The 8694-nt window shown below is 42.3% G+C and carries 8 protein-coding genes; 7 read left to right on the top strand and 1 reads right to left on the bottom strand.

Annotated features, from left to right (window positions below; genetic code table 11):
* Positions 1-222 precede the first annotated feature (222 nt).
* The 5 genes from ACUVXA_RS12130 to ACUVXA_RS12110 all read left to right on the top strand — a co-directional run bounded on the left by ACUVXA_RS12130 (position 223) and on the right by ACUVXA_RS12110 (position 4516).
* A complete protein-coding gene (locus ACUVXA_RS12130) occupies positions 223-1293 on the top strand; it encodes an isocitrate/isopropylmalate dehydrogenase family protein (protein ID WP_445871531.1) in 1071 nt (356 codons plus the stop codon).
* A 27-nt stretch (positions 1294-1320) separates the two neighbouring features.
* The gene (locus ACUVXA_RS12125; protein ID WP_445871530.1) at positions 1321-2574 is read left to right on the top strand and encodes a 3-isopropylmalate dehydratase large subunit; all 1254 of its coding nucleotides are present in this window, start codon (positions 1321-1323) and stop codon (positions 2572-2574) included.
* Positions 2575-2591: 17 nt separating this feature from the next.
* The gene (locus ACUVXA_RS12120; protein WP_445871529.1) at positions 2592-3095 is read left to right on the top strand and encodes a LeuD/DmdB family oxidoreductase small subunit; all 504 of its coding nucleotides are present in this window, start codon (positions 2592-2594) and stop codon (positions 3093-3095) included.
* 424 nt (positions 3096-3519) lie between these two features.
* Positions 3520-4053, top strand: a complete 534-nt coding sequence (locus tag ACUVXA_RS12115) for a HEPN domain-containing protein (RefSeq protein ID WP_445871528.1) — start codon at positions 3520-3522, stop codon at positions 4051-4053.
* The gene (locus ACUVXA_RS12110) at positions 4025-4516 is read left to right on the top strand and encodes a nucleotidyltransferase domain-containing protein (protein WP_445871527.1); all 492 of its coding nucleotides are present in this window, start codon (positions 4025-4027) and stop codon (positions 4514-4516) included. Before ACUVXA_RS12115 ends, ACUVXA_RS12110 begins: the two co-directional genes overlap by 29 nt.
* Before the next feature lie 225 nt (positions 4517-4741).
* On the opposite strand, the gene ACUVXA_RS12105 is transcribed toward ACUVXA_RS12110, so the two are convergent.
* Positions 4742-5374 carry a phosphoribosyltransferase gene (locus ACUVXA_RS12105; RefSeq protein WP_445871526.1) on the bottom strand — a complete coding sequence of 211 codons (633 nt, stop codon included), beginning with the start codon at positions 5372-5374 and terminating at the stop codon, positions 4742-4744.
* Positions 5375-5552: 178 nt separating this feature from the next.
* Here ACUVXA_RS12105 and ACUVXA_RS12100 point away from each other — a divergent pair, with 178 nt between their 5' ends.
* Positions 5553-6983, top strand: coding sequence for an acetate--CoA ligase family protein (locus tag ACUVXA_RS12100; RefSeq protein ID WP_445871525.1), 1431 nt, complete (start codon positions 5553-5555; stop codon positions 6981-6983).
* Positions 6984-7090: 107 nt separating this feature from the next.
* Positions 7091-8527, top strand: coding sequence for an acetate--CoA ligase family protein (locus ACUVXA_RS12095; protein ID WP_445871524.1), 1437 nt, complete (start codon positions 7091-7093; stop codon positions 8525-8527).
* Positions 8528-8694 lie beyond the last annotated feature (167 nt).

Here is an 8694-nt window from a genome sequence, read left to right as displayed (position 1 = left end):
CACATAGCCATATATGGTATTATTTAGTATTAAATATTCCTACTGTTGTAAACCCCCTCTCAAATGGTATTTTTATTTCTTAATTGGTTAATTTTAACTCGTTAAAATTATGGGTTTCGCTAGCTCCAAAGCAACTGTCCATAGAATTGGCAATAACGTTTTATATAAGCGAAAAGTAACCAACTTTTAGATTAAACAATAAAAATCTTGAGAGGATGAGATTTGACCAAGAAGATTGTTGCACTGGGTGGAGACGGAATCGGGCCAGAGGTGGTTAATGCCGCGATTCAAGTATTGGAAGCTATGGGTTTATATATAGAGATACTCAAACCCTTGTGTGGAGAAGCAGCAATAAAAAAGTTTGGAACACCTTTTCCGAAGGAAGCCATGGATTTAACTAACGAGTCCGATGCAATACTTTTCGGCGCAACCGAACAAGCCAGTGTTTTTATTCTAGCTTATTTGAGGTGGTTCCTTGACACTTATGCAAACCTAAGACCCATTAAGTATTATGAGGGTGTTCCAACTCCGATAAAAGAGCCTGAAGGAATAAATTTTCTTATAGTTAGAGAGAATTCGGAGGGTATGTATCCTGGAAGGGAGGGAGACCTTTCGCTACTTGCAGAAAATCTTCCGGATTATAAAGACCGCTTAGGAAAATCCTTTGCCGATTACGGGACTGGAAAATTTGCTATCAGAATTTTCACTAATAAAGGGTGTGAAAGAATAACAAAGTTTGCTTGTGAAAAAGCAAGAGAGCGAAAAGCTAAGGGATTTCCAGGAAAAGTGGCCTGTGTCACTAAATCTAATGTGTTGAAAGAGAGCTGCGGACTGTTTCAAAAAACCTGCGAAGAGGTGATTAAGAACTATCCTGAACTAAAGTATGAACACTTCTATGTTGACGACATGGCTCGAAGAATTGTCAGATTCCCCAAGGACATGGATGTTATTGTCACTTCAAACATGTTTGGGGATATACTCTCAGACCTGGCCGCGGAACTAATGGGGGGACTGGGTATGGCCCCCAGCGCTTGCATAGGCGATAAGTATGCTTACTTCGAACCAGTACACGGTTCGGCTCCAGACATAGCAGGGAGAGGTATAGCTAATCCAACTGCTAGCATTCTTTCCTCAGTGATGATGCTTGATTATTTAGGAATGAAGGATAGAGCGGAGGAACTGGAAAACGCAGTAAAGGAGATCTACAAAGAGGGAAAAGTTTTAACACCAGATATGGGTGGTAATTCAAAAACCAGTGAATTTACACAAGCTATAATTAAGAAATTAAAATAAATTGAAGATATTCAGGGAGGTAATGTTATGGGTATGACTTTGGCGGAAAAGATTCTTGCAAGAGCCTCGGGCAGGGAGAATGTTAATCCGGGAGAATACGTAACCGCTGATATTGATTTGGCAATGGCCCATGAAGGATTTGCTGCAGTTTATCTGGGATTACTAGGTGCGGGAATCAACAGGGTGTGGAATCCGGATAAAATTGTGGTTCTGTTGGATCATGCGGTGCCTGCTCCGAATGTGAGATACGCCGGAGTGCACAAGATGGTTCGTGAAGCGGTAAAGAATCTGAGTATAAAAAATTTTTATGACGTGAAAGCGGGGGTCTGCCACCAGGTTCTTCAAGAAAAAGGTCATGTTCTTCCGGGTATGCTTATAGTTGGTACAGATTCTCATACTACCACCTATGGGGCGTTAACCGCGGCTGGAACCGGAATAGGCTTCACAGAGATGTCCTACGTATTCGCTACTGGAAAACTCTGGTTCCGAGTTCCAGAAACCGTCAAATTTGAAATCTCGGGAAAACTGCCACGCAACGTGATGTCTAAGGATGTAATCCTTAATCTCTTGGGCAAATACTCTGCCGAGGCCGCTCAGTACAAGTCTGTTGAATTCACAGGAAGCCTTTCTGAAGGGTTGAGCATCTCTAGTCGCATGACCATGAGTAACATGGCCTTGGAGATGGGAGCAAAATTCGCTTTCTTTGAAACGGATCAAAAAACGATTGACTATCTTAAAGATAAAACCAAGAAGCCTATTCAAAATCTAAAGGCAGACAAGGATGCTGAATACGAGAAAGTCTATAAAGAGAATGTCACGGAACTGGAGCCTCAGGTTGCGGCTCCTTACACAGTAGATAACGTGAAGCCTGTTACAGAATTCGAGGGCGTTCCGGTAAATCAGGCGCTTCTGGGGTCATGTACTAATGGTAGACTTGAGGACCTTCAGATTGCTGCTAAGATTCTTGAGGGAAAAAAGGTTCATCCTGATACTCGATTAATCGTAACCCCGGCTTCCACAGAAGTTTATAGAGAAGCAGTGAAAGAAGGAATCATTGAAACCATGGTTGATGCTGAGGGAATCATATGTAATCCCAGTTGTGGAGCTTGTTTCGGAGCTAACATGGGATTACTTGCTGCGGGTGAGGTTTGCATCGCCTCCATTAATAGAAACTTTAGGGGAAGAATGGGCGACCCCGAATCCAAAGTTTATCTAGCATCGCCAGCAACCGTGGCCGCTTCAGCAATTGAGGGTAAAATAACGGATCCAAGAAAATATTGAGGAGTTGAGAAAATAAAATGAATGTGATAAAGGGAAAGGTTTGGAAGTTTGGAGACAATATTGATACCGATGTAATTTCTCCATCCAAATACATGGAAGCTTCAATGGATGAACAAGTGAAGCATGTTATGGAGGCAATAAATCCAAAATTTCCAAGGGAAGTAAAGCCGGGAGACATCATAGTTGCTGGAAGAAATTTCGGCTGTGGTTCAAGCAGAGAAACGGCACCAGACCTGATAAAGAGACTGGGAGTAGCAGCAGTTGTTGCGGAGTCTTTTGCTCGAATATTCTTCAGAAACTCAGTAGCCATCGGTCTAGCCATACTGGAGTGCCCAAAAGTCTCTGAAGCATTCGAGGAAGGAGACACTTTAGAATTGGACCTAGAAAAAGCAAGGGTTGAAAACCTAAACAAAAATACCACATTAGAAGGAAAACCTCTATCCCCAGACATGCTCAGAGTCTTGGAGAAGGGGGGAATTACTTCACTCCTCAAAGAAATTGCTCAGGAACTACAAAAATAAACTATTAGATAAAATGTTTAATAGTGGGTTTCAGAAACTACTTAAAGATCTCTATTATTAGAATTATTATAACCGACTAGCTATGATATCAACTAGCTTTAAGACTATTAGGCTGCTATTCTCTTTATAAGTTTTTAGGGCGTCTATGAATCCACTCTCACACACGGGGCACGCCGTTACCAAGACTGAGGCACTTACCGATCGGGCCTCTTTATTCTTTCTTCTGCTGTTTTTTCGGCGAATTCAGGGAAAGCTGTTTTGATCCCCCTCTGCCTACACCGCAAAGTGTTCTGCCGATTTCTTGGCATTTCAACAAGGGTGGATATGTTGACTTGTCCTTTGGGGTTGTTGGTATGTTTTTTCCGTAATGCTTATTTCTTTTGGGCGTGTTCTTGTTTCTGAAGTTATGTGGTGTGTTTAGTTGATGAATTCTGATAGGGCTCTGGGTAGGCTTCGCATGGCTCTGGATGATCTCCGTCGATGTGTTAGGAGCTACGGGTTGGGGGATTATCCTGACTGTGTTTTCAGGTCTCAGCTATCCGTGGGTAACGCTTGTAAGGCTGTTCTCAGCATTCTCGGTATAGAGTTTGAGAGAACTCACTTTCCCTCGCACATAATTTCTGAGAATGTTCTGAGCGATGTCAACACTGTTAAGAGGCTTAACCTGAATCGGAGGCAAATCGAATTGCTGGTAACACTGGTTGCGTACGCGAGTCCTCTTGAGGAGCAGAGAGCAATGCCTAGGTACGGTTGGGAGACCGAGAATGAGATTCTTCCCCCATCAGAAATTTATCGCAAACAGTTGGCTGGGAGCCTTCTGGGTAACGCTTTAAGAGCTCTTGAGGCTGCATGCGGGTTTTTCGGAGCTCTTCCAACACTCCCCAAGGAGCTGGTTGAACTGGTCTCTAAGGTTGAGGAGGAGGTAGTTAGTGCTTCTAAAGAATTTGGAAAAGATTAAGCAGAATGAGTATACTCCTGTGATCGAAGAGTACTTGGGTAAGCTTCACCACTACTTCGGTGAAAGAATAATGGGTGTACTCATATTTGGCAGTGTTGCCCGAGGGGAAGCGAAACCACTAAAAAGGTATGAGAGCGACGTAGACCTAATGGTACTAATCAGGGGAATTCCCGAAAACATAAGCGAAAGACTAATGCTAAAGACAAAGCTGGTACTGGGGTTGGGACTGGGAAGCCGCGTTCAGGGATTTTGGATGCCTCCTGAAGAACTCCCCCGGCTCGTAGGAGCGAGAACAGGATACATTATGGACGCCCTCACCGAAGGAATAATCCTCTACGATCCAGAGAGAATAATAGAAGAATCGAAGAAAATACTGGAAAGAGACCTAAGAGAAAGGGGGGTGGAGAAAAAGAAGTACGGCTGGGTCTGGCCAATAAGGGCGGGGGAAATAACCAAGCTATAGTTTCATAAAGGATTGAAGAAATGAAAACAAATCTTACAGAAAATCTGTAAATACTAAATGATAATATTTAACTTTTAAATTATTTCACTTGTAGCTTAAAAAATTTACGAAGGACAGATATCAGCCAACTATGGAATTCCCCCAAAATAACCATATGAAAGGGGAAATTGATTTAGTAAGGAGTTATCATTTCTTTGAATTCAGATTTAGTAGTAATTATTGAAATTATTTTTTGGCTTTTTGGAGGAGACTTATAACCTCACTATCACTGGTTTGGCTAAAGTCGGAGTAAAACTGGCCCACCGCTTCAAATGGTTCGTATATAACTAATGAAATTACTTCATCAGCCTCTTCCTCAATCTTTTTCACTGTACTTGGGGGTCCCACCGGTACCGCTACCACAATTTTTTGGGGATTCTTTTTTCTTATCGAACGTATGGCCGCCCTCATGGTGACTCCGGTTGCTAATCCGTCATCCACCAGAATAACAACCCTCTTCTCTACTGAAATAGGTTCTCGGTCTCCGCGGTACGCTTTAGTTCTTCTCTCAATTTCCTTAATCTGCCTTTCAGCCTCTTCCTGAACGTATTCCTCTGAAAAAGACACATACTTTTTTATTTCTGGATCAATTATTATGGTTCCGTCCTGTGCTACGGCACCAATACCGAGTTCGGGGTTGTGAGGGGCAGGTATTTTACGCGGAACAACTATATCCAGAGGAACAGCTAATTCCTTAGCTACCTCATAACCCACAACCACACCTCCCCTAGGAATAGCTAGCACGACAGGGTTAGTTCCTTTATACTCTAACAGTTCTTTAGCCAATTTTTTACCTGCGTCAACCCGATCTCTAAACATGACCTTCACCAAACTCGAGTATTTCTAAAAAACTATCATAATAATAATCTTAAAAGAGGGTATATTTTTATTTCTTTTACCAAATTTTTCTATCAGACTCTGAATTTCTTTACGTTATTTTTATATTTCAAATTGAAGATAGTGTTTTTTGCTCTTAACTCTTAGGGGGTTGTATGTTTTGCCGAAAGATTTGGTATCGGAAATAGATGAGATTTTTAGACCGCGGTCTGTAGCTGTGGTTGGTGTAAGCGACAAGGTGAACAGGCTGGGAAATCTACTTCTATACAGCTTTGTGGACATCGGGTTTGAGGGAATGATTTATCCTATTAACCCCAAAGAAGAAACTGTTATGGGTTTTAAGAGCTATCCAAGTATCAGGGACATTGAGGACCCTGTTGATCTTGTAGTAGTTTCAGTACATCCCAAACATGTTCCCGAAATAGTTGACGAATGCGTCGCCAAAAGAGTTAAAGCTATTGTCATTTTCAGCGCAGGGTATAGGGAAAAGGATGAGAAGGGAAGGAGGAAGGAAATGGAACTCGTGGAGAAGGCTCGGGCGGGCGGTGTGCGGATTATTGGTCCGAATTGTATGGGGTTATACTGTCCCTCCTCCAAGATTTCTTTCTTTCCGGGAATGCCTAAGGAAATGGGTGAGGTTGCTTTCCTTTCTCAAAGCGGATCACTAACAAACATTATGGGTTTTTTTGCGGGTCTAAGGGGGGTACGCTTTAGTAAGATGATTAGCGTCGGGAACGCCAGTGACTTGGATGTAAATGACTTCTTAGAATACTTGGGAAGCGATCCTGAGACAAAGTTGATTATTTGCTACATTGAGGGGGTTGAGGATGGACGTAGATTTCTTAAATTAGCGAGGGAGATCTCGAAGAGGAAGCCTATTATTGTTTGGAAAGTTGGGGAAACCGAGGGGGGAGATCGAGCAGGGAGATCTCACACTGGATCGCTTTCCGGTTCGAGGGAAATTTGGGATGCGGTAATTAAGCAGACTGGCTTAATAAGGGTGGAAAATCATATTGAGCTCGTTGGATTTATAACCGCTTTTCAAAATCCTTATCTCCCAGGAGGAAATAGAGTGGTGGTTATGTCTGGTCCTGGTGGTCCTGCTGTGTCCACTGCTGACGCTTGTGAGAAGGCGGGACTCAAGCTGGTCAAGCTGTCAGAAGAGACTGAAAAGAAGCTGGCTGAGATTATACCGGAATTTGGAACCAGTGCGTCAAACCCTGTGGATCTCAGTCTTTCTTCATCATTTGATGTGGAAATGTATCCTAGGGCTACTGAGATATGTGGCTTGGATGAAAATGTGGATATGCTTGTTGAGGTAATTCCAGCTATGAATAGAGAGGTTATTGAGAGATTAATAGAAGTTCAGAAAAATGTCAGGAAACCTATTGCAGTTATAACGTCTCTAGAGTTTGCAATAGCAAGGTCGTCACTCAGTAAATTTTTTGGGGTAATAAGCCCAGAAGAATTGACTCAAATTCTTATGAAAATGTATCAGTCGGGAATTTCGGTACACTCATCAGAGCAGGAAGCGGCAAAGGCACTGGTTGCACTCTTAAACTATAAGAAATACTTGGAAAAAGCAGAGTAACAACACAAAAAAACATAGAAATGGCTGTCCAAATAATTTATTTTAGTTAATTTTATATCATTAACAAGTTAAATTGATTCTTACATCTAATCGCATGGAGGGTTTCCTTGTCAGAGAATTTGACTTCGCAAATAGACGCAATCTTCAATCCAAGATCTATCGCGATAACCGGTGCCAGTGACAAGAAGGCTAGACTAGGAAACATGCTTCTCTACAACTTCATTGATATCGGCTATGAGGGAAAACTCTACCCAATTAATCCTGATGAGGAAACGGTGAGGGGCTTGAAGAGTTATCCCAGCCTCAAAGACATCGAAGGACCAGTAGACCTTCTGGTGGTTTCATTGCATCCAGATAAAGTGCCCCAGGTGATCGAGGAAGCCGTTGAAAAAGATGTTAAGGGAGCCATAATCTTCACCTCGGGTTACCGAGAGCAAGGGGAGGAGGGAAGAAAAAAGGAGCAAGAGCTAGTTAACATTGCGAGAAAAGGCAACCTGAGAATAATTGGTCCTAATTGTATGGGAATTTACTGTCCTTCCACGAAGCTGTCTTTCATTCCGGGTTTGTCCAAAGAGAGTGGTCCAGTTGCATTTGTTTCCCAATCAGGTTCTTTGGCCATGTATATGGCGTTTGCGGGAAAGGTCCGCGGAGTAGCATATAGTAAAGTAATTAGTCTAGGAAATGCTTGTGATTTAGATACTAACGATTTCTTGGAGTATCTGGGAAGCGATCCCCAAACCGGAATCATTGCATGTTATTTAGAGGGCGTGGAGGATGGAGGGAGGTTTCTCAGATTAGCAAAGCAAATCTCAAAGAAAAAACCAATTATTGTGTGGAAGGTGGGGAGGACAACGGGGGGTGCCAAAGCTGCGGGTTCGCACACCGGCTCAATTTGTGGGAGTAAAGAAATATGGGATGCGGTTTTCAAGCAAGCAGGATTAATAAGAGTGGAAAATGTGTATGAAATGCTTGGATGTATTACCGCTTTAATTAATCCCTATTTACCTAGAGGCAATAGGGTGGCTATTGTATCTGCTCCGGGGGGTCCATCCGTTTCTGCTGCGGATGTGTGTGAACAGGAAGGACTTAAACTAGCTGAGCTAACTGAAACTACTAAAAACAAACTTTCAGAAATAATTCCCAATTTGGGAACTAGCACCTCAAATCCAATTGACTTGGGGTTTACCGTGGCTTCGGATAACACGCTTTACTCGCGTAGTACAGATATTGTTGGTCAAGATGAGAATGTTGATATGGTACTGGTCTTCGACTTTAGAATGGATAAGGAACTTACAGAGGCATTAATTAAATCCAATGAGAAAATAAGAAAGCCCATTGCAGTTGTAACTAACATTGAACAAATGCGAGAGAGAGAAATTGGGGGGCATTTTAAATCTCTGGACCCAGAAGAAATGCCTAGGATGCTAAAAAGACTCTACGAATCAGGAATTTCAATTCACTTAACTGAGCAATACGCAGCAAAAACCTTACTATCCTTATTAAAATACAGAGAATTCCTCGAAAAAAGAGACTGGGAAGTGTAGATTTAGGCTAATTAGGGTTCTACTCTATGTAGAAATTCATAGAATTACATAGAGTTGGGGCTTCACAGTATCATGCGGCGGCCTCGCGAGTTCATCAGCCGCCCTCCACTTATACAGTATCCCCGCTTTATTAACTGTTTTTCTATTCTGTTAATTGTCAGTTTATA

This window comes from Candidatus Jordarchaeum sp. (assembly GCF_052745115.1).
Note: the sequence above shows the minus strand (reverse complement) of the source record. Positions and strands in the feature narration are given on the sequence as shown.